A 21,857-nucleotide genomic window follows, 5' to 3' on the forward strand; every position below is an offset into this window, starting at 1 on the left:
TCGGGAATCGTTGGCACTAAACGTGTTTCGAGGTGAACGTCGTTGCCGGTCAACGCCGCGCCCGGGCTCAGGTCGCGTGCGGCCACCACCACCTGCGCGCGGCCGTCGGTGGGATCGGGCCGCAGCGCCGCGACCCCGGCGAGCAAAACCAGTCCGCCGGCCGCGATACGACGGGCCTGCACGGTGCGCGACCAGTCGGGACGCAGCCATTGCGAAACACGCGCCGGCAGCGACGGATCCAACGATGTCTGGGAACCCGCCACCCGACAACGGTAAGTGTGAAGCGGCGAAACGCGCGGCCGGCGAAGTGCCGGTTGTGGATAACCGGCTAGCTGGAGGTGGTGGCCGGCGACTTCGACGCCGACGTGGAGTCGGACTTCGAGGTGGACGAGTCGCTCGAGGAGCTCGACTTCTCCGAGGACGAGCTGGCCGCGTCGCCCGAACTCGAGCCGTCACCATTCGACGACGCACTCGAGGTCTTGCTGCTCGAGCCGTTTGACGCTTCGCGACTATCGGTGCGGTAAAAGCCGCTGCCCTTGAACACCACACCGACGTTGCCGAACAGCTTGCGCAGGCGGCCGGAGCACTTCTCGCACGTGGTCAGGGCGGCATCGCTGAAGGCCTGGACTACGTCGAAGCGGTTACCGCATTCGGTGCAGGCGTAGCTGTAAGTCGGCACACAAACCTCCGTGATGGTCTAAACGCTTAGCACTCTACAGTCTCAAGTGCTAAAACCGCTATGTGGCGCCTGTCATTCCCGCCTGCGGCGTCAGGAGGCCGGGGGCGCTTCGTGTGGAGGTGCGGCTGGGATTCGAGGCGAACAGGGCACCGCGTTTCAACAGCACTGCGGCTCCATTCGAATGGCAACGCCGACAGTGTGAATTACATTCGCGAGGCGACAACGCTCACGGCGGCGAAACGGTTCTCAGTGATATGAAACCCCATCGACGGTTTCGCAGGCGGTTCAGGAATGCGATGGCAGTCCTGATCATCCTGGGCATCGCCGTTGCCGTCAGCTGGCAGTACCTGCGCGACGAAGGGGCCCGCCAACCCGCACCCGTCCCGCAGGAGTTCCCCCCAAACCCGGCCTTCGCCGCGGCCCGCCAACAGGTGGAGGCGCTGCCCGTCCACGGCTGGGATCGGGTCTCTGACTTTCAGCGGTTCCGGTTCGGCGAGCCGTGGAGCGACGACGTCAACGTCGAGTTCGGCCACAACGGATGCAACACCCGCGACGACATCCTGCGCCGCGACCTGGCCGACCTGCAGGTGCGGCCAGGAACCTGCTTCGCGCAGAGCGGCGTGTTGCACGATCCGTACACGGGCGCGACGATCGACTTCGTCCGCGGCCCCGAGACATCGTCGGCCGTCCAGATCGACCACGTCGTCTCGTTGTCGGACGCGTGGTACAAGGGCGCGCGACTGTGGGACGACCAGCGCCGCCTCGACTTCGCCAACGACCCCCGCAATCTGCTGGCCGTCGGTGGACAAGCCAACTTCGACAAGGCTTTTCGTGATGTCGGGTCGTGGTTGCCGCCGAACGCGGCTTTTCGGTGCGCCTTCGTCACCCGCGTGGTCGAGGTGAAGACCGACTACCAGCTGTGGGTATCGGGCAACGAGAAGGACGCGATGCGGCGGGTGCTGCGCGGCTGCTAACCGGTCAGCGCGATCAGGCCCTGCCCGGGCGTCAGCGCATGCGTCATCGGCACGTCGTGCGGCTCGTGCGGCACCTCGTCGAGCACTTCCTCGTCGCGCACCACGGCGATCAGCCGCGCGCCCGCGGCCCGCAGCACCAGCGTCCGGTCGTAGAAGCCGCGGCCCCGGCCCAGGCGCGCCCCGGTGCGATCGACGGCCAGTGCCGGCACCAGGACGACGCTCGCCTCGGTGACCGCCGTCGCGGGCAACCAGGGCCCGGGCGGTTCGAGCAGTCCGAAGCGCGCCGCCACCAGCTCCCCGGCGCGGTACTCGCCCCACCGCAGCGCGACCGCGTCGTCCTCGGCGGTGGTGCGCGCAACCGGCAGCAGCACCCGGTCGGCCCGGCGCGCCAGCACGTCGAGCATGTCGCGCGATCCCGGTTCGGCGCCGACCGGGACGTAGGCGCACACCGTGGCGCCGTCGACCGCCAGCGCGTCGATATGACCGGCCAGCGCGGCGGCCTGCTGCGCCCGCGCGGCATCGGGCACCGATCGACGCGCTGCTAACAGCCGTTCTCGCAATGCGGACTTGCCCGCGGTGGCCACGGGGTCAACGATATGGTTTCAACAATGGCGACCCCACACGATTCGGTTCCTCGCACGGCGATTGTGCCCGCGGCCGGTTTGGGCACCCGTTTTCTGCCAGCGACAAAAACCGTGCCCAAGGAGCTGCTGCCGGTCGTCGACACGCCGGGCATCGAGTTGGTCGCGGCCGAGGCGGCCGAGGCCGGCGCGGAACGTCTGGTGATCATCACCTCCGAAGGCAAGGACGGCGTCGTCGCGCACTTCGTCGAAGACCTGGTCCTCGAGGGCACCCTGGAGGCCCGCGGCAAAAAGGCCATGCTGGCCAAGGTCCGCCGGGCGCCGCAGCTGATCAAGGTCGAGTCGGTCGTACAGACCGAGCCGCTCGGCCTCGGGCACGCGATCAGCTGCGTGGAACCGGTGCTGTGGGAAGACGAGGACGCCGTCGCCATCCTTCTTCCCGACGACCTGGTGCTACCGACCGGAGTGCTGGAGACGATGTCGAAAGTGCGTGCCGAGTATGGCGGTTCGGTGCTTTGCGCCATCGAGGTGGCGCGCGAAGACGTAAGCGCCTACGGCGTTTTCGACGTCGAGCCGGTGCCCGGTGCCGAGCGGGACGTGTTGAAGGTCAAGGGCATGGTGGAAAAGCCGAAGGCCGAAGACGCGCCGTCGCTGTACGCCGCGGCGGGCCGCTACGTCCTCGACCGCGCCGTCTTCCAAGCGCTGCAACGCATTCAGCGCGGCGCGGGCGGCGAAATGCAGCTGACCGATGCGATCGCGTTGCTGATCGACGAGGGGCATCCGGTGCACGTCGTGGTCCACCGCGGCTCCCGACACGACTTGGGAAATCCCGGCGGCTACCTCAAGGCTGCGGTTGACTTTGCCTTGGACCGTGACGACTACGGGCCAGATCTGCGGCGGTGGTTGGTGACCCGATTGGGTCTGGCCGAAGACTAGCCGCTGCCAGGTTCCGCGCCCGGTCGAGAAAGAAAGGCGCGCTGTGCGTTCGGTGGAAGAGCAACAAGCCCGGGTGACGGCTGCCGCGGTGGCGCCGAGGCCGGTGCGGGTCGCCATTGCCGAGGCCCAGGGGCTGTTGTGCGCCGAAGAAGTGGTGACCGAACGCCCGCTGCCCGGATTCGATCAGGCCGCGATCGACGGCTATGCGGTCCGCAGCGTCGACGTGCTCGGCGTGGGCGAGACCGAGCCCGACGAGCCGCCCGACGACGAAGACGACGCGCCGGGGGCGGCGTCCGCCCGCGGGGGCGTGACATTGCCGGTGATGGGCACCGTGACGGCCGGTGCGCGGACGCCCAGCAGGTTGCAGCCGGGCCAGGCCGCGCGCGTGCAGACCGGGGCGCCGCTGCCGACACTGGCCGACGCGGTGTTGCCGCTGCGCTGGACCGACGGCGGCCAGTCGCGGGTGCGCGTGCTGCGCGGCGTGCGGTCGGGCGCGTACGTGCGGCGCACCGGCGACGACGTGCAACCCGGCGATGTCGCCGTGCGAGCCGGGACGATCATCGGGGCCGCCCAGGTCGGGTTGCTGGCCGCGGTGGGACGTGACCGCGTGCTGGTGCATCCGCGTCCGCGGGTGTCGGTGCTGGCGGTCGGTGGCGAGCTGGTCGACATCTCCCGCACCCCGGGCAACGGCCAGGTCTACGACGTGAACTCCTACGCGCTGGCGGCCGCCGCCCGCGATGCCGGCGCCGAGGTCAACCGCGTCGGCATCGTCTCTGGCGACGCCCGCGAACTCGGCGAGGTGGTCGAGGGACAGGTCAACCGCGCCGAGATCGTGGTGATCGCGGGCGCGGTCGGTGGTGCGGCGGCCGACGCGGTGCGTTCGGTGCTGTCCAAGCTCGGCGACATGGAAGTCACCCGGGTCGCCATGCATCCGGGTTCGGTGCAGGGCTTCGGACAGTTGGGCCGCGACGGGGTGCCGACGTTTCTGTTGCCCGCCAACCCGGTCAGCGCGCTGGTGGTGTTCGAGGTGATGGTCCGGCCGCTGATCCGGTTGTCCCTGGGCAAGCGCCAGCCGATGCGCCGGGTCGTGCAGGCGCGCACGCTGTCGCCGATCACTTCGGTGGCCGGCCGCAAAGGCTTTCTGCGCGGGCAACTGATGCGCGATCAGGACACCGGTGAGTACCTGGTGCAGGCGCTGGGCGGGGCCCCGGGCGCATCGTCGCATTTGTTGGCGACGCTGGCTGAGGCAAACTGTCTGGTCGTGGTTCCCCGTGAGGCTGAGCAGATCCGCACCGGCGAGATCGTCGACGTCGCCTTCCTGGCTCAGCGCGGCTGAACGACCCGGCGGTTTGGGCTCGTGACCTTGTGGGGCAACAACTCTCAGCACCCCGGCTGGCCGAGCTCGGTGGGCCCGCTGCGGGTGGACGCCGGGGTGATCCGGCTGCGTCCGGTGCGTCTGCGTGATGCCGCGCAGTGGAGCCGCGCCCGGCTCGCCGACCGCGCGCACCTCGAGCCGTACGAGCCCAGCACTGAGGCCGATTGGATTGCCCGACACTCGATTTCGACATGGCCCGCGGTGTGTTCCAGTTTGCGGTCGGAGGCCCGCAAGGGCCGCATGCTGCCCTACGTCATCGAGTTGGACGGCCAATTCTGCGGACAGTTGACGATCGGCAACGTGACGCACGGCGCGTTGCGGTCGGCCTGGATCGGCTACTGGGTCTCCAGTTCGATGACCGGTCGGGGCGTCGCCACCGGCGCCTTGGCGCTAGGTCTCGACCATTGCTTCGGACCGGTCAGATTGCACCGGGTGGAAGCCACAGTGCGACCGGAGAATGCGGCGAGCCGGGCCGTGCTGGCGAAGGTCGGGTTTCGCGAAGAAGGACTGTTGAAGCGCTACCTCCAGGTCGACGGTGCCTGGCGCGATCACCTACTGATGGGCCTGACGATCGAAGAGGTCTACGGGTCGGTGGTGTCGGCGCTGGTCCGCGAGGGCCACGCCCGCTGGGCTTAAGGGTTTCAGTCCGTCGTCAACGCGCGGCGTGTCGTGTTACGAACGTGACTTTTGTGACCAATGATGCTTGTCAGAGGGCGTCGTCAACTGGTCGCGTCTGGCCGGGAAAGGAGCGGGTCGCCATGCCAAGCATCCCGCAATCATTGCTTTGGATCTCACTCGTGGTGCTCTGGCTCTTCGTGCTGGTCCCCATGCTGGTCAGCAAGCGCGACGCGGTGCGACGCACCAGCGACGTGGCCCTGGCAACGAGGGTGCTCAACACCAGCACCGCGGCTCGCCTGATCAAGCGCGGTAAGCCCGCCGCCGGGCACCGCAGCAACCCGGACTGGCAGCCCGACGAAGACGAATATGACGACCAGGACGATCTCGTCGCAGACGACGCCGACGATGCCGACGACGCGCCGCCCTCGCGCGTCATGGCAACCGTGGCGGCGCCGTCGGCGGAGGAGACCGGTCCGGACTATCTGGACGTCGACGTGATCGACCCGGACTCGGCCGCGTTGCCGGCCGCCAGCACCGACACCGACGACGAGACCGAGGACGAGGCCGACACCGAGGTCAACCTCGCCATCGAACTCGGTGACGACGAGGACCAGTACGAATACATCGACGACACGTCGGGGATCCCGGTCGCCGAGGAGCAGCCGATGCGCGCCGCGCCGGCGTACGACCGGCGGCATCGCTTCGACCCGGACAAGGCCGCGGCGGCCGCTACTCGCAAATACGCCGCCCGCAAGCGGGTGCTGATGGTGATGGCGCTGGCCTTGGTGCTGTCGGCGATGACGGCCTTCCTGTTGACGCCGTCGGCGTGGTGGCTCTTCGGCGCCATGTCCGCGGCGACCGTGCTCTACCTGGGCTACCTGCGCAAGCAGACCCGGATCGAGGAGAGGGTGCGCAGGCGCCGGATGCAGCGGATGGCGCGCTCGCAGCTTGGTGTGGAGAACACCTACGACCGCGAGTACGACGTGGTGCCGTCGCGGTTGCGACGGCCCGGCGCGGTGGTCCTGGAGATCGACGACGAAGACCCGATGTTCGAGCACCTCGACTACGCGCCGTATGCGCGGGAGTACAGCTGGGACCTGCCGAGGGCGGTCGGGCAGTAGCGGTTCGGCCGCATCGGCCGCGACTGGTAGCCTGCTACCGGTCAGGGGCTATGGCGCAGTTGGTAGCGCGACTCGTTCGCATCGAGTAGGTCAGGGGTTCGATTCCCCTTAGCTCCACAGAAATTGAGCAGTTCAGCGCGGTGCGTGAGGGCGCAGTCGCTCGGCCCCTAGCCGTGTGTGCGGATTTCCTCTAGAAAGTCGTCTACAGCGTTGTTGAACAGGTCCGGACTTTCGAGTGCTGACAGATGACCCGTTCCCGGAAGGACGACAAGCCTGCTGCCGCGGATAGCGGACGCAACATCTTGGGCTGTGGCCACCGAGAATTGACGATCTTCGGCTCCGGCGATGACAAGAACCGGCACGTTGTCGATGGCACGCAAGTGTGCGTGCGTGTCCACGCGTCCGGTCAGGATGCTCCTCATTTGCCGGGCCATAGATTTGGGGTTCTCGTCCAGTACGCATCGGAGGACGCTGAGGAACTGGGGCTTGCTCTTCTGGGCGGTCTTACCAGCGAAGCTTGATTGCGTGACGGCTACGAACCATCTGGGTGTAGTGGCATGCAGCCGAAGAAGTGCGATAAGTGGGGCCAGTTTGATCTTGTCGATTGCGCTTGCGGCAGACGCGGTTCCGTTGGCCGCCACCGACCCGAGTAGTCGCTCTGGATGTTGCGCGGCGAATACTCCGGCAAGGATTGCACCCCAGCTGTTACCCACGAAAAGGCATTTGTCGATGCCCAAAGCATCGAGGACTTCGACGAGGCAGTCCGCGCTCTGGTTGAGCGTGATGGTCTCGGTGAGGGGAGTCGATCTCCCGATGCCGGGCGGGTCGATGAGAACCACGCGATGGGTGGGAGCGTAGTGCTGATACTGATAACGCCACATCGACCCGGTCATCAGCAGGCTCGGCCAGAACACCATCGCCGGACCGTCCTCGCGCCCGCCGATTCTGACGTTAATCGATCCGAGGGCAGTCGCTATCAACCTTTCCTCCGAGCCGTGTGACCAGTCTTCATCGATGTTCGATGCCATGAGTACTTCCCCTCAAGCTGGAAATTCGTTGCCGAACATCGGCATTCCGCTCTTGGACTCCTTTCGGGTGACTTCGTCCTGGAGCACCTCCCAGTGCTCGGTCAACCGGTTGTCTTCGATGCGAATGATGTTGGCCATGACGATTGCTCTAGCCAGCCCCGGGCCGGAGAGCCGACCGTGGACCAAGACGAAATCCCGGTTGGCGGCAATGACGTGGTGTTCATACTTGACGGTCGTGGGCAGGGCAGCGACGTGAGCGAACAGACCGTCGCGGCCTGGGGGGATCACCGCGCTGTGTTGGATGTAGTTCGGCGACCAGTAACGTTCAGCCGCCTCGAAGTCGTGTCGGTTGAACAGTGCGTCAAACGCCTCTAGGACGAGTTGGGCGTGCTTGTCCTCTTCAGCTGTGCTCATAAGGCGAGCATCTAGCAGTGTTGCGACACCGTAGTGTCGGAGTTTCCGAGCGGATTTAGAAATTCGACTTCGTAGCCGCGTGCCGCGATGGCCAGATCGACGTCACGTCGAGGCATGGGTTCGGCCAAGACCTCAGCCGAGCGGATGCGGTCCATGCGAAAGGTGCGCATCTCTTCGCGAAGCCGGCACCATGCGACCAGATACCAACTTTGCCCTCCGAGAAACCCGACGGGCTCGACCTCGCGGACAGACAGAGCACCGTTCGTATCGCCGTATTCGAGGCGCAGCACCCGCCGATGGCCCAACGCCCACTGCACCGCGCGCGGTACGGAATTGGCTTCGCCGTGGCAGTTCATCAGGCCGACCGGAGTCGAACACGCGCCAATGTCGCGACGTCCCGACTCACCCAACGAACCCACGAGCTTGCTCAACGCACCCCTGCCCGCTTCGGCGAATGGAGTATTGGCTAGAAGTGCCACCGCTACAGCGAGTGCAGTGACTTCGGCTGCGTCGAGCGAGGGTGCAGCGAACGTGGCGTAGCTGTCGAGTATCCAACCGCCGGAGCGACCTGCCTGGGTATAGAGCGGCACACCCGCTTGGAGGAGTCCGTCCAGGTCTCGCTCGATCGTGCGGGTGCTGACTTCGAACCGCTCCGCTAACCATCGGGCGCTACGGGGCCGCGGCGACGATGCGCGCAGTTCCTCGACAATTGCGTACCAACGTTCTGTCTTGGTCATCCCGCTGAACCCTCCGAGTTAGTCGCGACCGTACTACCGGGGACTGACACACCGGGGTGCTGCAGCCCCGACCCCACAACCTGGACGCCAACAAATAACTCGTATGACCTTAGGCAGGTTACGTGCTTATTTACCTCGGCGCTTGATGGGACTCGTTGACGCTAATTGAGATTTGGTCATACACTTCGAATATGGATGTCCATCGGGCCTGATCTGGCTCAACCGGAAGTCGGGAGATCGATGAACGCCCAGAGCGCCGCCCCCAACGTCTTCGAAGCTGGGCTCCCCACGCTCACTTACGGCCTCGCCGCCACTCCGCACGACGTCCTTCACGATGCCCGAGAGGCGCAATCGCGCTCGCCGATCGCGATCGGACCACTCGGCCCGGAAATCATGTCCTACGAATTGGCTCGGGATATATTGCGCGACAACAGATTCCGCCTACCGCCCGGTATCACGCTGGCGGCGCAGGGCATCACGTCGGGTCCGCTGTACGACAAGATGGCGAACAGCCTCCTGGGCTTAGAGGGTGCACCACATATCCGGTTACGCAAGTTGGTTTCCAAGGCGTTCACCCCCCGGGCGACAGCGCGTCTGCAAGACACGATCCACGAGGTGGTCAATGGGCTGATCGATCGGGTGGCGGACGCCGGACGGTGTGACGTGGTGACCGACATCGCGTATCAGTACCCGACCCCGATCATGTGCGCGCTGCTAGGTGCGCCTCGCGCGGATTGGCAGTTGTTCGCGGACTGGACTGAGGAGATCTTCAAAGCCCTCAACTTTCAGCCGGATCCCACCTTCGATGAGTCCGTCATCATTCGCGCATGGGGTGAACTCGACGCCTACGTCGATGACATGGTCGCCGCCCGCCGCAAGAATCTGACCGATGATCTGCTGTCGGAACTCATCCGCGCCGAAAGTGACGGTGACAGGCTCAATCTCGACGAACTCCGCATGCTGGTCGCCGGCTTCCTGATGGCGGGAACCGATACGACGCGAAACCAACTTGCCGCGTCAGTGCAGGTGCTCTGCGAGCATCCCGATCAATGGGCGAAGCTGCGTGAGCATCCCGAACTCGCCATGCAAGCGGTCGAGGAGAGCATGCGCCACTCACCAGCGGCGTGTATCGCGCCCCGAGCCGCCATTGAGGATGTCGAGTTCGCCGGTTATTTGTTCCCGGCGGGGACCTTTGTGCTCGCGAATACCTTTGCGGCTAACCGAGATCCAGCGATCTATGACGATGCTGACCGCTTCGACATCGCGCGCAAGGACGTGCCTGCGATTCTGACGTTCGGCGGTGGTGCGCACTACTGCCTAGGGGCCAACCTCGCCCGCCGGGAACTGGCGGAAGCACTCACGGTCCTCACTCGCCGCCTGCCCGTGGCCCATCGCGCCGGCACGGCACCGTGGAAATCCGTGCTGGGAATGACCGGTCCGACAACGCTTCCGATCGAATTCACCAGCGAAAGGCTTGTGACGGCCGATGCGTAGTCGCGGCTGGGCGGGTGTGACACCCTCATCCGACGAGGAGGCGATCTCGCGCATCCTGACCGCGGTAGACGAAGAGGTCGCCGAGCGCGGATCAGCGATCCGCCTTGCCGACGTCGCCCGCAGGCTCGGTGTCACTCGCCAGACGGTCTATCGCTACTTCACCAATGTTGACGCGCTACTCATCGCCAGCTCGATGCGTGCGGTCAACGGCTTCATCGACCAGGTTGCGAACCACGTCGGCGGCGTCAAGGATCCCGTTACCGCAATCGTCGAAAGCGTGTCCTTTGGACTCGAGAACCTCGGTGGTGATCCACAATTGGAGAATCTGCTGACCCGCCGAGACGAGGGCGAAGCCGCAACCTCGCTGGCCTCTGACACGGCCATCGCATTCTGTTTGTCCGTCTTCCACCGCTTCGACGTCGATTGGCAGCTTCACGGATTCGACGCCACGGGCCTCCGTGAACTTGCCGAAATGACCTTGCGCACCGTGCAGTCCCTCCTGACCGATCCCGGACAAGAGGCGCGTGAAGGGCTCGCGTTACGCCGCTTTCTTACTCGATGGTTGGGCCCAGCGATCCTTTATCCGAGAATGACCTCGCTGTCGCTCGACGGCCATGACGAAAAAGCCGATGGGGACTTTTTCACGTCAGCTCGTCAGGGTCAGCGCGAAGCGCACGATGGTCGTCTTGGACGCAGCAGCGAGTAGCTCTTCACGGCTCGGTTGCCGGTCGCCGGGCAGGCCAATCATCAGTCCCCTGGCGGCTTTTGGCCCGTTGCGCCTGGCGAACTCGCCAAGCAGGTCGCATTTCTGGTCGGGGTCGGTGATCGCGGTGGGTTCCGCGGCGAACCACCGACCTTCGAGAAGCACTCTCACATTCCGTGCGCGAGCGATCGTCTTCGGCCAGTTGGCCGAGCTGAACGCGACGACGGTTCCGTCGTCCCACGGAAAGTAACCGAGCGCGAAGGTGTACGCCTGACCTGATTTACCGCCGACGTAGTTCAACAACATCAGCCGCTTGCTCAGCAACGGGTGCAACGGCGACCGCAGAACTGGCCGAACAAGCGCGTTGGCTTTCGCGAAGATCTTCATAAACCGTGCGGGATTGTCCATCACTAGCCTCGCGTCGGCGTCATTTGCACACGCAGTGCGGTTCTCATACGAGATGACACTACACCATCATGAGACACCGATGTCTCGTCACGAGACGTTAGAATGCTCACATGGCGCGCGAGGAGATGAGCGAACGCACCCGGCAGGCGATCCTCGACGCCGCCGCACGGGTGCTCGGCCGCAAGCCCGATGCGGCGATGACCGACATCGCCGAAGAGGCCCGCGTCGGTCGGGCAACCCTGTACCGGCACTTCCCGACCCGTGAATCACTTGTTCGCGGTGTTCAAGAAGTCGGAACCACCGAATTGCTCCAAGCGCTCGCGGCCGCCGATCTCGACACGCTGCCCGCCGACCGGGCAATCGCACGCATTACCGGTGTTTTCTTGCGCACCGGGATGAAGTACGCCGCGGTGGTCAGCCAGGACGACGAGCACAAGGAGCACCCGCCCCACGACCGCGCGATCGCACCGATGCGCGATGTCATCAATCGGGCGATCCGTAGCGGTGAGTTGAGGGCCGACCTGCCCGACGGCGCACTGTTCGCGATGTATGGCGCGCTGATCGGGCGCGCCCTGATACTGACCACCACCGGCAAACTGACACCGGAGCAAGCAGCCGACACCGTTGTCTCGGTCTTTCTCAAAGGCGCAGCAGCGTAACGCCTGCCTAGCCGTCCGCGGGATAGGCGTGGATCATCGCGGAGGCGAGTTTCGGCAGCGCGTGGGTGAGGTCGTGCTCGCTGTCGTGTGCGATGCGGTGTGCCGCAGCCAAACTCAGCGTCGGGTCGACGTCGAGTTCGGCATCGGCGTGTAGTCGGTGGCCGATCCAGCGCATCCGCACGCTGTGCACCGAGCGGACGCCCTCGCGGCCGGCCAGCACCACTTCGGCAGTGTCGACCAGTTGCGGATCGACGCCGTCGATCAGGCGGCGAAACACGTCGCGCACGGCGGTCCGCAGCACCGCGAGGATGGCCACGGTGATGATCAGGCCGACGACGGGGTCGGCGAGCGGAAAGCCCAGTGCGACACCCCCGGCACCGACGAGCACAGCCAGTGAGGTGAAGCCGTCAGTGCGGGCGTGCAAGCCGTCGGCCACCAAAGCCGCTGAGCCGATGCGTCTTCCGACTCGGATGCGGTAGAGGGCCACCCACTCGTTGCCGACGAAGCCCGCCAGGCCGGCCAGCGCGACCCAGCCGAGATTCTGAATCGGCTGGGGGTGGACGAGTCGTTGGACGGCCTCGTAACCGGCGATGATCGCCGACAGCGTGATCGTCGCGACGACGAACAGTCCGGCGAGATCCTCGACGCGCCCGAACCCGTAGGTGTAGCGGCGCGTGGCGGCTTTTGTGCTGAGCGCGAACGCAATCCAGAGGGGGACGGCGGTCAGGGCGTCGGAGAAATTATGGATGGTGTCGGCGGCTAGCGCGATCGACCCGGAGACCATCACGATGGCGATCTGCGCGAGTGCCGTCACGCCGAGCACCACCAGGCTGACCTTGACCGCGCGGATGCCCGCGGCGCTGGACTCCACTGCGCTGTCGATGCTGTCGGCGGAATCGTGCGAGTGCGGGTGACCGTGGCCGTGGGAGTGCGTCATCGCTGAGTTACCTTGCGCTGGTTACGGTCTCGGGAAATTGTCCGCACTGTGCCGTCGCCGCGATGGTGGGTGGGCACACCTGGCCCGGCGTGTTCGGCGTTGAACACCGCGTCGGCGACGAGCTGGCTGACGTGTTCGTTCTCCAGGCTGTAGAAGATCGTCGTGCCTTCGCGCCGGGTGCGCACCAACCGGGCCATCCGAAGCTTGGCCAGATGCTGCGACACCGACGGTGCGGGCTTGTCGACCTGCTCGGCCAGCTCAGACACTGACAGCTCGCCGCCGGTCAGCGCCCACAACAGTCTGACGCGGGTGGGGTCGGCCAGCATTCGGAAAACCTCGACGATCAGGTTGACTTCGTCGTCGGGGATCGACGCGGGAACGTCGTTATTTGCGTTCATACGCAGATATTAACTTATGCAGAGACCTCAGCGACAGCAGTTAGGGTCGAGCACTGTGCAGAGCGCCGTCAACGACTCACGGCGGGGCCGGTGGTAGACGTTCATTCCCCGACGCTCCGACTCGACCATCCCGGCGCGACGAAGTTGCGAAAGGTGGTGACTGACAGTCGATTCGCTCAACCCGACGCTGACGGCCAAGTCGCAACTGCACATCTCGCCCGCGTCCGAACTGAACAGCAGCGACACCAGTTTCACCCGGACCGGGTCGGCCAGAGCCTTCAGGCGCAGGGCAATGTCCAGCGCCGCGCCGTCGTCCAGCGGGCCGGCCGCTACCGGCGCGCAGCACACCGGCGCCGAGATGTCCACCGTCGGCAACGTCTTGGGCATGTCCACCATTCTGCCACAGCTTCTTGACATATATCGAAGAGGTGGCATGATCGCTACCGTTAGCTAGTTCGACATAAGCCACAGAGGTAGGGAGAACTCATGTCCCGCGTTCAACTCGCCCTCAACGTCGACGACCTCGACGCGGCGGTCGGTTTCTACTCCAAGCTGTTCGGTACCTCGCCCAACAAGGTCAAACCCGGCTACGCGAACTTCGCCGTCACCGAGCCGCCGTTGAAACTGGTGCTCATCGAAAACCCCGGCCGCGGTGGAACTCTCAACCACCTGGGTGTCGAAGTGGAATCCAGCGATGTCGTCCACACCGAAATCGCCCGCCTCTCCGAGCACGGCATGTTCACCGAGGAGGAAATCGCCACCACATGCTGCTTCGCCACCCAGGACAAGGTCTGGGTGACGGGCCCAAGCGGAGAACGGTGGGAGGTGTACACCGTGCTCGCGGACGCGGAATCGTTCGGCCCCGAACCACACACTGACGAGAGCGCGGACGCTGACTGTGTGTGCTGCGGAACCGCGGACGCGCGGGGCGCGACGTCGTGACCCAGACGGCACAGCAACATTCCGGCGTTGTCGAACGGCTTTCTGTTCTGGATCGCTTCTTGCCGGTCTGGATCGGTGTCGCGATGGCCGCCGGATTGCTGCTGGGCCGCAGTGCACCACGGTTGAACAGTACGCTGAATCATGTTCAGGTAGATGGTATTTCGCTGCCGATCGCCCTGGGTCTGCTGGTGATGATGTATCCGGTTCTGGCGAAGGTGCGCTACGACCGCCTCGATTCGGTGACCGGCGACCGCCGGCTGCTGCTGAGTTCGCTGCTGCTGAACTGGGTACTCGGCCCGGCGCTGATGTTCGCCCTGGCCTGGCTGTTGTTGCCGGATCTGCCGGAGTACCGGACCGGGCTGATCATTGTCGGCTTGGCCCGTTGCATCGCGATGGTGATCATCTGGAACGACCTTGCCCGCGGCGACCTCGAAGCCGCGGCCGTTCTTGTCGCGCTGAACTCGATCTTCCAGGTCGTCATGTTCGCCGCGCTCGGCTGGTTCTATCTCTCGGTGCTGCCCGGTTGGCTTGGGCTGCCGCAGACCTCGATCAGCACATCTGCGTGGCAGATCGCTAAATCGGTCGTCATCTTCCTCGGCATTCCGCTCGTCGCCGGATATCTCACACGACGTTTCGGCGAACGGGCCCGGGGCCAAATCTGGTACGAGACAGCTTTTCTGCCGAAGATCGGACCGTGGGCGCTGTACGGGCTACTGGTCACCATCGTGGTCCTCTTCGCCCTGCAGGGTGATCAGATCATCGGGCGTCCGCTCGACGTTGCCCGCATCGCGCTGCCGCTGCTGGCCTACTTCGCCATCATGTGGGGCGGCGGCTACGCGCTGGGCGCAACGCTGGGTCTGGGCTACCAGCGCACCACCACGCTGGCATTCACCGCAGCGGGCAACAACTTTGAGCTTGCCATCGCCGTCGCCATCGCCACCTACGGGGCTACCTCCGGGCAGGCGCTTGCCGGCGTTGTCGGCCCGCTGATCGAGGTGCCGGTGCTCGTCGCGCTGGTCTACGTGTCGCTGGCGCTGCGCCGAGGATTCGCGAGCGTCGACGGATGACCGCTACGCCCGCCGTTCTTTTTCTGTGCACGCACAACGCCGGTCGGTCCCAGATGGCGATGGGATTTTTCAGACACCTCGCCAATGGCCGAGCGGACGTGTACTCGGGCGGCTCTGATCCGGCCAGCGAGGTGAATCCCGTTGCCGTCGCGGCGATGGCGGAGAAGGGCATCGACATCGCGGGCGAGCAACCGAAGCGATGGACGAGGGAGATGCTCGAAGCCGTCGACGTCGTTGTGGCGATGGGATGCGGCGATGCCTGCCCGATTGTGCCCGGACGGCGCTACGAGGACTGGACGCTGCCCGATCCCGCCGGGCAATCGCTGGAACTGGTCCGGCCGATTCGTGACGAGATCGAGCGTCGCGTGACGATGCTGTTGAGCCAGTTAGGGGTCTAGCTCACCGGGTGATACGCGCGCTCAGCGTGGATAGCCCCGGCCCGTCCAGTTCGCCAAGGGAATCGCGGCGACCCGTCATCGCCATCAGCAGCGCCTCACCGGGACCAGCCACCTCGGGCCCGTCCCCGTGTTGCCACGCGACGTCCGTGGCGGCCAGCCGCAAACCCCTGATCCGGCGTCCCGCGCCGAGCCGCGGATTTCCCGGCACCAGCGGCAGTATTCGCTCCAGCCGCTCGGTCGGGACGGCGCGCGGATGGCCGAGCGCGCGCCGGATGTCCTGGTGGTGGACGGTGCCGTCGACCAGACCGATCATGCCGCCGAACGCGGCTGTCAGACCTTGCGGGCGCAGATGGGCACGCAGAAAGTCGACCAGCTCCCTAGGGGACAGCGGCGCAAACTCCCTGACACCTACTTCGTTGGCGCGGACGATTCGGCCCTTGGCGAAGCGCATCGCCAACCCGAGAGGCGACAACTCTTCGTAGCTGACCACATGCGCGACAACATCTTTCACCGTCCATTTGTCGCACAGGCTTGGCGCCTGCCATTCGTCGGGTGTGAGCGTCGCCAGGAATCCGGCGAGGTCGACGCGCTCGGCGTACGCCAGTTCCATCAGCGTCTGGTCGCCGGTCATTGCGACGCGCCCTCCGCGATCTCGGCGTAGCGCCGCAGATACAGCGGCCACCCCGCGTCGCCACCGATTCCATCCGCGACCGACCGCCACCCGTCGCCGTGCCGCTCCAGGTTGCGGTGCTCCAACTCGACCCGCGTGCGGCTGTCGGATTCGGCGATGAACCTGACCTCGACCTCGCTGGTCTTGTCCAGGTCGGTCTCCAGCTGCCAGGTCGGCCCGATGTCCCAGGAAAAGACGAGCCGGTGCGGCGGCTCGTAGGCGAGCACGCGCGACCATCGGCATTGACTGCCGTCGACGCCGACGTCGTAGATATGGCCGCCAACCCGCGGCTCGAAGACGCTCTGAGCGATCGGAACGGAAAGCAGGTTGTGCTCGCGCGGCTTGATTGCATCGAAGCGTTCGATGAACAGCGCGAAGGCTCGTTCGATGCCGAGGTTGACGACCAGCTGGCGCCGAACCGGTTCGATCATGGATTCTGTCCTTCCTTGTCGGCCAGGAGTTTGTAGGCGTCTAATGCCTTGCCCCAGAACATGTCCAGCTCCGATCGCAGTGCCTCGATGCCGCTCGGGTTCACGTGGTAGAGCCGTCGCGTGCCGGCGGCGCGGTCGGACACGAGCCCGGCGCGCTTGAGGACGCTGAGGTGCTGTGACACCGCCGGCCTGCTGACGGGGAGATGACGGGCGATTTCGCCGACCGCCATCGGCCCGTCGGCCAGCCGCTTGAATATCTCGCGCCGGGTGCCGTCGGCCAGGGCGGCCCACGCATCGATGGTATCGGTGGTCATGGCATCGGTAAGTCTACGCTTACCGATGCGTTATTGGTCGGTGGTTTTGCCGGTCGCTTCGAAAACGACGCGGCGCCCGATCTCGACCGCGTGGTCGGCGAAGCGTTCGTAGAACCGACCGAGCAGGGTGATGTCGACGGCGGCGGCTACGCCGTGTTTCCATTCGGTGTCCATCAAGACGTTGAACAGCTGCTGGTGCAGCTGGTCCATCGCGTCGTCTTCGCGGCTGATGTCCGCGGCCTGTTGCGAATCCCTCGATACGACAACGTCTTTGGCGCTGTTTCCCAGCTCGACTGCGACCCGTCCCATCTCGGCGAAATGGCTTCGCACTTCGGCGGGCAACACGTGGTTGGGATGGCGCCGCCGTGCGATCTTGGCGACGTGCAGAGCCAGCCCGCCCATGCGTTCGGCGTCAGCCACGTTCTGCAGCGACCCGACGACCAGTCGCAGGTCACCGGCGACCGGCGACTGCAGCGCAAGCAGGACGAAGGCAATTTCCTCTGCCTGCGATTGCATCTCGGCAATACGGTCGTGGTCGCCGATGACCTGCTCGGCCTTCGAAAGGTCCGCTTCCAGTAATGCCTGCGTCGCGCGGTCCATCGCCAAACCAGCCAGGCCGCACATGCTGCTGAGCGTGTCAGTCAGCGTCTCGAGCTGTTCCTGGAAAGCCGTCCGCATCGCCAATCCTTAAGCCGATGCGACCAAGCGCATCCGCGTCGATGAACTTGTCATGAACCCTATCTTTCCCGACCAGGGCGGTCGTTGCCGCGGAAAGCTCAAAGCGCCAGTGTTAGATGCAGGACGATTCCCGCTTGGGGGTGACGATGCCGCTGTCCGGTGTGTTCTCGCGGATCGTCGCGTGTCCTCGCGCCGACTATTCCCTCGGTCTTCTGGGGTGACTACCGATGACGACCAGGGATGCGGATGAGGAGCCGTCGACTGCCAATGTCATTCCGGTATCTCGGCGCTCCGAACGAGTTCAGGCCCAGCTGTTCGCGAAACTGCTGCGTCGCGACATCGAAACGATGAAGCGGAAGGTCGTGAAGGCCGAATCGGCGTGGCAAAAGCGATGCGAATCAGAAGGTTATGTCGAGCCGCCGAAACGTCTGGTGATCGTGCGCGAACGCCTCGCCGAGGCGCGCAGGATGCTCAGCGCGCTAAACGCCCGCTTCCCACGGACTTAGGTACCGATCAACGTCCCGGCAAGCCCGTATATCGCGGATGCCGCTACAGATTCGACGCCGAGTTCGCCGGCGACGGCGTCGATGGCGTGTTGCGCCATGGCGAGGTCGGCCTTACGGCCGGGTACGAAGTACGGTCCCACGTAGCGTCGGTAATACTGTTCCGCCTCGTCGCGAGTGAGCCGGTCAAGGAACCAGGCCACATAATCGACCGCCCTGCTCGGATTGTCGACGATCAGCTGCAGGGCGCGTTCGTTGGCGCGCGCCAGTCCCAGCAGGGCGGGGCTATCCAGCGGGATGCGATCGGGGTCGACGACGATACCGACGGTCGGGATCTGGAAATGATCGCCCACCCAGGCAAGCAGATGGAATCCTTCTTCTTCGGCGACCTGCTCGGGCGACAGGGTGCTTCCGACATACGCCGCGTCGATCGATCCGTTTCGCAGCTGCCGCAGGTCCATCTGGTAGTCGCCCGGATGCCGCACGATGCAGGCCACGTCACGATCGGGGTCTAACCCGTGCCGGCGCAGGACGATTCGGGCGAACGTCCCCGGTGGGTCGGCGGGTCCGTGAACGGCCAGCCGCCGTCCACGAAGGTCTGCCATGGACTTCACGCCGCTGTTGCCCAGAAACCAGAACAGTGGGTGGTCGGTGCTGAAACTGACTGCGGTCCAATCGATTCCGTCTTTGAGGCGCGAGACCAAAGTCCTGCCGAGACCTATCACCGCGCCCCGGCGCAGCCGTTCGGCGGGCCAGCCGACGCCGTCGTGGATGGCCACGTGCACGCCTTCGTCTTCGAAGAAGCCCTCTTGGTCGGCTATGTGGGCGACCAGCTCCTCGTGCAGGCCGCGTCCGACGTAGGCGAGGTCGATCGTTTCCATCGCCGCAACCCCTTTCGCGATCTCAATCCATCGCCAAGCCGCCGTTGACCTCCATGCAATGGCCGGTGATGAAACCGGAATCCTCGCTGGCGGCAAACGCGATCGTGTGGGCCACTTCCTCGGGCGTCACGAGTCGGCCCATCGGGTTGGCGGCGCTGAGGCTGCGCATCTTTTCGGTGGTCATGAGCTTCTCGGCGGTGGCATCGGCCACCGTCGCGGGCGACACCAGGTTGGCGGTGATGCCGTGCGGCGCCAGCTCCAGCGCGACGTAACGAACGAACTGGTCCATCGCCGCTTTGGCTGTGCCGATCGTGATCATGCCTTCACGTGGGCGACGCGACAGTATTGTCGTCATGTAGATGAGCCGGCCGAAACTACGGGAGATCATGCCCGGCACAACAGCTTTGGTGACCAGAAACGCTGCGTGTAACTCGCGGTCCAGCTTGCCGCCCAGTTGCTCCCAGCTGAGATCGGCGAACGAGGTGACGTCATAGGGGATCAGTGCGTTGTGTACCAGCACATCGACCCGTCCCCAACGACGCTCAGTCTCCGAGAACAGTGATGTGACGTCGTCGGGATCGGTGACGTCGGCCCGGACCGCCCAGGCCTCGCCGCCCGCCGCGGTGATCGCCTGGACCACCTCGTCGGCTTCTTCGGTGCTGGAGCGGTAGTTGACCGCTACCCGGAATCCCCTTTGCGCGAGAAGTCGGGCCGCGGCCGCGCCAACCCCTCGGCTGGCGCCGGTGACTACCGCGACGCGATCCATCAGTCGCCCGACACGGTGCTTGCCGACGCGGCCTTGATCGCCAACGCCGTACGCCGCCTCAGAAATTGCGTGAAGTAATCGATCTTGTCGGGTTGTGCGATTGCACGCAGCACCGTCGACAGCGCTTTTTCGTAGTCGCCGAGTAATCGCACGGGATCATCCAGATGGCTGGCCTGACGCATCCCCATGTAGATCGACACCAGCAGGCGTCCGATCTCCTCGGGATCGCCCCGGTCGATGATGTCGCCTTCGCGAATTCCGCGCGCGGCGACATCGCCGAGCAATTCGATCCAGCCGCCTAACAGTCGCTCCTGCAGCTTCTCGGTCCGACCGACGGATTCGAGCAGATTAAAGGCCGCGCGCGTGACATTCTCGGTGATGTCCGCCATCGCGATCAGATACGAGACGTCGATCAGCGTTTCCAGCCCGGACAGTTTTCGGGTGAGCAATTCCTGCACGGCAGCTGCGGATTTGGCGGTCTGCTCGTCGACGATCGCCAAAGCCAACGCATGCTTGGAGCGGAAATGAAAATACATCGCGCCCTTGGTGAGCTGGGCTTCGGCCAAAATGTCGTCGAGGCCGACGGCGTAATACGGGCGCTGCGCAAACTGGTGCGCCGCGGCTCGCAGAATCTGCTCGCGCGTCGTATCGGAGCGCTTGTCGCCAATCTCGTTCATTCGTTGCCGATCGTGGTCTTCAGGGTAGACGCGGCCGCCGAGTAGTCCACGCCGTCGGCGAGCAATTGCAGGTCGACGGCTTCGGCGAGGCCGAACATCGCCAGCGTCTCCTCCGATAGTCGTGCTGGAGCGGGAGGAACTATACGCCCCGCGTGTCCGATACCGAGCCAACCGGTTAGTTGGCTTTGCGACCGGGACGGCGCGCGAGCGCCGAGGACGGAGAAATCCCGACTCCCGATACCGCAGGTGTCCGAAGGGCTAACCTGCAAATATCTGACGATCTGAAACTGATTGGTGCGCTGCAGCAATGACCCAAGCCAACACGCTCTACCCGCCCGGGGGCTTCGGTGCGCCGAAGAACCGACACGGCCGCGCCAAGGGAGACGTCGGCCTTCCCGCCGGCACCGAGGTGTTCTCCGCCGACACCCACATTTCGCTGGCCGCCGACATCTTCTACGAACGCCTCCCTGACGACATCAAAGACGGCGCACCGCGGATCTGGTACGAAGACGGCGCCTACCAGATCGGCCATCAGGGTCAGTCGTTCCTGCCTGACGTCTTCAGCGCGGTGCTGATGCAATACGACGACTTGGCCGGCGCCGCAACCAACAACATCGAGGCGCGGATCCGCGAATTGCATGAAGACGGCGTAGACCGTGAACTCGCCTTCCCCAATGCGCTACTGGCCATGTTCGGATTTCCCGACAAACCCATGCGCGAGAAGGTATTTCGCATCTACAACGAGTTCCTCGCCGATCTGCAGCAACGGTCCAACGGACACTTCCTCGGTGTCGGCTTGGTCAACTGGTGGGACGCCGACGGCGCCCAGCGAACGCTCACCGAGTTGAAATCACTTGGGCTGACCACCTTTCTGCTGCCACTCAACCCGGGCACTGGCGACGACGGCGTGATGATGGACTACGCCTGTAACGCGATGCGGCCGGTTTGGGAGGCGATCGAGGAATCCGGCCTCCCGATCACCCACCACATCGGCGAGACGCCGCCGAAGGCGCCCTGCGAGGTCAACAACGTCGCGGTCGCGATGATGGTGAACATCGACGGATTCCGGGAAATGTTCTCCAAGTATATCTTTGGCGGAATTCTCGACCGCCACCCGAGCCTGCGGATCGGCTGGTTCGAGGGCGGCATCGCCTGGATACCGCCGGCTCTGCAAGACGCCGAGCACGTGCTGGCGTCGTACCAACACATGCTCGACCACAAGCTGAAGCACGACATCCGCCACTACTGGGACACCCACATGAGCGCGTCGTTTATCGTCGACCCCTTGGGGCTCAGGCTGATCGACGAGATCGGCGTGGACAAGGTGATGTGGTCCTCGGATTACCCGCACAACGAGAGCAGCTACGGCTATTCGGAGAAATCGCTGGCCGCCGTCGTCGAGGCCGTCGGGCCCGAGAACGCCGCCAAGATCGTGAGCGGCAACATCAAGAAATTCCTGGCGATCTGA

28 protein-coding genes, 1 tRNA gene and 1 pseudogene are annotated in these 21,857 nt (G+C 65.0%); 13 read left to right on the plus strand and 17 right to left on the minus strand.

All coding sequences use genetic code 11. From position 1 onward, the window contains the following. Both A5658_RS18885 and A5658_RS27685 read right to left on the minus strand, forming a co-directional pair. On the minus strand, positions 1–263 hold a 263-nt coding region (locus tag A5658_RS18885; protein ID WP_369830547.1), incomplete at its 3' end, for an SAF domain-containing protein. A gap of 65 nt (positions 264–328) precedes the next feature. After that, positions 329–679 (minus strand): FmdB family zinc ribbon protein, encoded by a 351-nt coding sequence (locus A5658_RS27685; protein ID WP_082993292.1) that lies wholly within the window; start codon positions 677–679, stop codon positions 329–331. 296 nt (positions 680–975) lie between these two features. On the opposite strand from A5658_RS27685, the gene A5658_RS18895 reads away from it, so the two are divergent. Then, positions 976–1,653 carry an HNH endonuclease family protein gene (locus tag A5658_RS18895; RefSeq protein WP_067338768.1) on the plus strand — a complete coding sequence of 226 codons (678 nt, stop codon included), beginning with the start codon at positions 976–978 and terminating at the stop codon, positions 1,651–1,653. Here A5658_RS18895 and A5658_RS18900 read toward each other — a convergent pair. Continuing rightward, positions 1,650–2,237 (minus strand): 5-formyltetrahydrofolate cyclo-ligase, encoded by a 588-nt coding sequence (locus tag A5658_RS18900; protein ID WP_067338771.1) that lies wholly within the window; start codon positions 2,235–2,237, stop codon positions 1,650–1,652. The genes A5658_RS18895 and A5658_RS18900 overlap by 4 nt on opposite strands. A gap of 24 nt (positions 2,238–2,261) precedes the next feature. On the opposite strand from A5658_RS18900, the gene A5658_RS18905 reads away from it, so the two are divergent. The 5 genes from A5658_RS18905 (at position 2,262) to A5658_RS18925 (ending at position 6,401) form a co-directional block, all read left to right on the plus strand. After that, positions 2,262–3,170: a UTP--glucose-1-phosphate uridylyltransferase gene (locus A5658_RS18905; protein ID WP_067338775.1), complete on the plus strand. Its 909-nt coding sequence runs from the start codon at positions 2,262–2,264 to the stop codon at positions 3,168–3,170. Between the two features lie 43 nt (positions 3,171–3,213). After that, positions 3,214–4,506, plus strand: a complete 1,293-nt coding sequence (gene glp, locus A5658_RS18910; RefSeq protein WP_067338778.1) for a gephyrin-like molybdotransferase Glp — start codon at positions 3,214–3,216, stop codon at positions 4,504–4,506. Between the two features lie 21 nt (positions 4,507–4,527). Next, positions 4,528–5,181, plus strand: a complete 654-nt coding sequence (locus A5658_RS18915; protein WP_067338782.1) for a GNAT family N-acetyltransferase — start codon at positions 4,528–4,530, stop codon at positions 5,179–5,181. Positions 5,182–5,303: 122 nt separating this feature from the next. Next, a complete protein-coding gene (gene glpR / locus A5658_RS18920) occupies positions 5,304–6,284 on the plus strand; it encodes a gephyrin-like molybdotransferase receptor GlpR (RefSeq protein ID WP_067338785.1) in 981 nt (326 codons plus the stop codon). Positions 6,285–6,328: 44 nt separating this feature from the next. Next, positions 6,329–6,401, plus strand: a tRNA-Ala gene (locus A5658_RS18925). Positions 6,402–6,451: 50 nt separating this feature from the next. Here A5658_RS18925 and A5658_RS18930 read toward each other — a convergent pair. The 3 genes from A5658_RS18930 to A5658_RS18940 are packed head-to-tail and all read right to left on the minus strand — an operon-like array spanning position 6,452 to position 8,463. Continuing rightward, positions 6,452–7,312 (minus strand): alpha/beta fold hydrolase, encoded by an 861-nt coding sequence (locus tag A5658_RS18930; protein ID WP_067338789.1) that lies wholly within the window; start codon positions 7,310–7,312, stop codon positions 6,452–6,454. A 12-nt stretch (positions 7,313–7,324) separates the two neighbouring features. Next, positions 7,325–7,726: a nuclear transport factor 2 family protein gene (locus tag A5658_RS18935; RefSeq protein ID WP_067338792.1), complete on the minus strand. Its 402-nt coding sequence runs from the start codon at positions 7,724–7,726 to the stop codon at positions 7,325–7,327. Between the two features lie 11 nt (positions 7,727–7,737). Further along, positions 7,738–8,463 carry a YafY family protein gene (locus A5658_RS18940; RefSeq protein WP_067338795.1) on the minus strand — a complete coding sequence of 242 codons (726 nt, stop codon included), beginning with the start codon at positions 8,461–8,463 and terminating at the stop codon, positions 7,738–7,740. Positions 8,464–8,703: 240 nt separating this feature from the next. On the opposite strand from A5658_RS18940, the gene A5658_RS18945 reads away from it, so the two are divergent. Beyond that, on the plus strand, positions 8,704–9,957 hold the full coding sequence (locus tag A5658_RS18945) for a cytochrome P450 (RefSeq protein ID WP_067338798.1): 1,254 nt from the start codon (positions 8,704–8,706) through the stop codon (positions 9,955–9,957). Beyond that, the gene (locus A5658_RS18950) at positions 9,950–10,663 is read left to right on the plus strand and encodes a TetR/AcrR family transcriptional regulator (RefSeq protein WP_082993293.1); all 714 of its coding nucleotides are present in this window, start codon (positions 9,950–9,952) and stop codon (positions 10,661–10,663) included. Before A5658_RS18945 ends, A5658_RS18950 begins: the two co-directional genes overlap by 8 nt. Here A5658_RS18950 and A5658_RS18955 read toward each other — a convergent pair. Beyond that, the gene (locus A5658_RS18955) at positions 10,604–11,068 is read right to left on the minus strand and encodes a hypothetical protein (protein ID WP_197503163.1); all 465 of its coding nucleotides are present in this window, start codon (positions 11,066–11,068) and stop codon (positions 10,604–10,606) included. The genes A5658_RS18950 and A5658_RS18955 overlap by 60 nt on opposite strands. Before the next feature lie 110 nt (positions 11,069–11,178). Here A5658_RS18955 and A5658_RS18960 point away from each other — a divergent pair, with 110 nt between their 5' ends. Then, positions 11,179–11,727, plus strand: coding sequence for a TetR/AcrR family transcriptional regulator (locus A5658_RS18960; RefSeq protein WP_067338804.1), 549 nt, complete (start codon positions 11,179–11,181; stop codon positions 11,725–11,727). Positions 11,728–11,734: 7 nt separating this feature from the next. Here the strand turns inward: A5658_RS18960 and A5658_RS18965 are convergent, their stop codons facing one another. From A5658_RS18965 to A5658_RS18975, 3 genes are read right to left on the minus strand one after another with little or no spacing between them, the layout of a single operon-like run. After that, positions 11,735–12,664 carry a cation diffusion facilitator family transporter gene (locus A5658_RS18965; protein ID WP_067338807.1) on the minus strand — a complete coding sequence of 310 codons (930 nt, stop codon included), beginning with the start codon at positions 12,662–12,664 and terminating at the stop codon, positions 11,735–11,737. Then, a complete protein-coding gene (locus tag A5658_RS18970) occupies positions 12,661–13,062 on the minus strand; it encodes a metalloregulator ArsR/SmtB family transcription factor (RefSeq protein ID WP_067338810.1) in 402 nt (133 codons plus the stop codon). Before A5658_RS18970 ends, A5658_RS18965 begins: the two co-directional genes overlap by 4 nt. Positions 13,063–13,089: 27 nt before the next feature. Continuing rightward, positions 13,090–13,449, minus strand: coding sequence for an Rv2640c family ArsR-like transcriptional regulator (locus A5658_RS18975; RefSeq protein WP_067338985.1), 360 nt, complete (start codon positions 13,447–13,449; stop codon positions 13,090–13,092). Between the two features lie 99 nt (positions 13,450–13,548). Here A5658_RS18975 and A5658_RS18980 point away from each other — a divergent pair, with 99 nt between their 5' ends. Both A5658_RS18980 and arsB read left to right on the plus strand, forming a co-directional pair. Then, positions 13,549–14,004, plus strand: a complete 456-nt coding sequence (locus A5658_RS18980) for an ArsI/CadI family heavy metal resistance metalloenzyme (RefSeq protein ID WP_067338813.1) — start codon at positions 13,549–13,551, stop codon at positions 14,002–14,004. Next, positions 13,968–15,469 (plus strand): annotated as a pseudogene (arsB, locus tag A5658_RS18985) (ACR3 family arsenite efflux transporter). The gene A5658_RS18980 and the pseudogene arsB overlap by 37 nt, the downstream one beginning before the upstream one ends. Before the next feature lies 1 nt (position 15,470). On the opposite strand, the gene A5658_RS18995 reads toward arsB, so the two are convergent. From A5658_RS18995 to phoU, 4 genes are read right to left on the minus strand one after another with little or no spacing between them, the layout of a single operon-like run. Then, on the minus strand, positions 15,471–16,100 hold the full coding sequence (locus A5658_RS18995) for a maleylpyruvate isomerase family mycothiol-dependent enzyme (protein WP_067338819.1): 630 nt from the start codon (positions 16,098–16,100) through the stop codon (positions 15,471–15,473). After that, a complete protein-coding gene (locus A5658_RS19000) occupies positions 16,097–16,570 on the minus strand; it encodes an SRPBCC family protein (protein WP_067338822.1) in 474 nt (157 codons plus the stop codon). Before A5658_RS19000 ends, A5658_RS18995 begins: the two co-directional genes overlap by 4 nt. Continuing rightward, complete coding sequence (locus tag A5658_RS19005) at positions 16,567–16,884, minus strand: helix-turn-helix transcriptional regulator (protein WP_067338825.1); 318 nt, start codon at positions 16,882–16,884, stop codon at positions 16,567–16,569. Before A5658_RS19005 ends, A5658_RS19000 begins: the two co-directional genes overlap by 4 nt. A gap of 30 nt (positions 16,885–16,914) precedes the next feature. Then, positions 16,915–17,562, minus strand: coding sequence for a phosphate signaling complex protein PhoU (gene phoU / locus A5658_RS19010; RefSeq protein WP_067338989.1), 648 nt, complete (start codon positions 17,560–17,562; stop codon positions 16,915–16,917). Positions 17,563–17,789: 227 nt separating this feature from the next. Between phoU and A5658_RS19015 the strand changes: the two genes are divergently transcribed. Further along, positions 17,790–18,068 carry a hypothetical protein gene (locus tag A5658_RS19015; protein WP_067338828.1) on the plus strand — a complete coding sequence of 93 codons (279 nt, stop codon included), beginning with the start codon at positions 17,790–17,792 and terminating at the stop codon, positions 18,066–18,068. On the opposite strand, the gene A5658_RS19020 is transcribed toward A5658_RS19015, so the two are convergent. Genes A5658_RS19020 through A5658_RS19030 form a run of 3 tightly spaced genes read right to left on the minus strand, consistent with a single transcriptional unit; the run spans position 18,065 to position 20,389 of the window. Continuing rightward, positions 18,065–18,946 (minus strand): ABC transporter substrate-binding protein, encoded by an 882-nt coding sequence (locus A5658_RS19020; RefSeq protein ID WP_067338832.1) that lies wholly within the window; start codon positions 18,944–18,946, stop codon positions 18,065–18,067. The two genes, A5658_RS19015 and A5658_RS19020, sit on opposite strands and share 4 nt — an antisense overlap. Positions 18,947–18,968: 22 nt before the next feature. Next, positions 18,969–19,712 (minus strand): SDR family NAD(P)-dependent oxidoreductase, encoded by a 744-nt coding sequence (locus tag A5658_RS19025; protein ID WP_067338835.1) that lies wholly within the window; start codon positions 19,710–19,712, stop codon positions 18,969–18,971. Continuing rightward, positions 19,712–20,389, minus strand: a complete 678-nt coding sequence (locus tag A5658_RS19030; protein ID WP_067338838.1) for a TetR/AcrR family transcriptional regulator — start codon at positions 20,387–20,389, stop codon at positions 19,712–19,714. The genes A5658_RS19025 and A5658_RS19030 overlap by 1 nt, the downstream gene beginning before the upstream one ends. A gap of 307 nt (positions 20,390–20,696) precedes the next feature. On the opposite strand from A5658_RS19030, the gene A5658_RS19035 reads away from it, so the two are divergent. After that, complete coding sequence (locus A5658_RS19035) at positions 20,697–21,857, plus strand: amidohydrolase family protein (RefSeq protein WP_067338842.1); 1,161 nt, start codon at positions 20,697–20,699, stop codon at positions 21,855–21,857.

The sequence above is a fragment of the Mycobacterium sp. 1245111.1 genome, from assembly GCF_001673405.1.
Lineage (GTDB): Bacteria > Actinomycetota > Actinomycetes > Mycobacteriales > Mycobacteriaceae > Mycobacterium.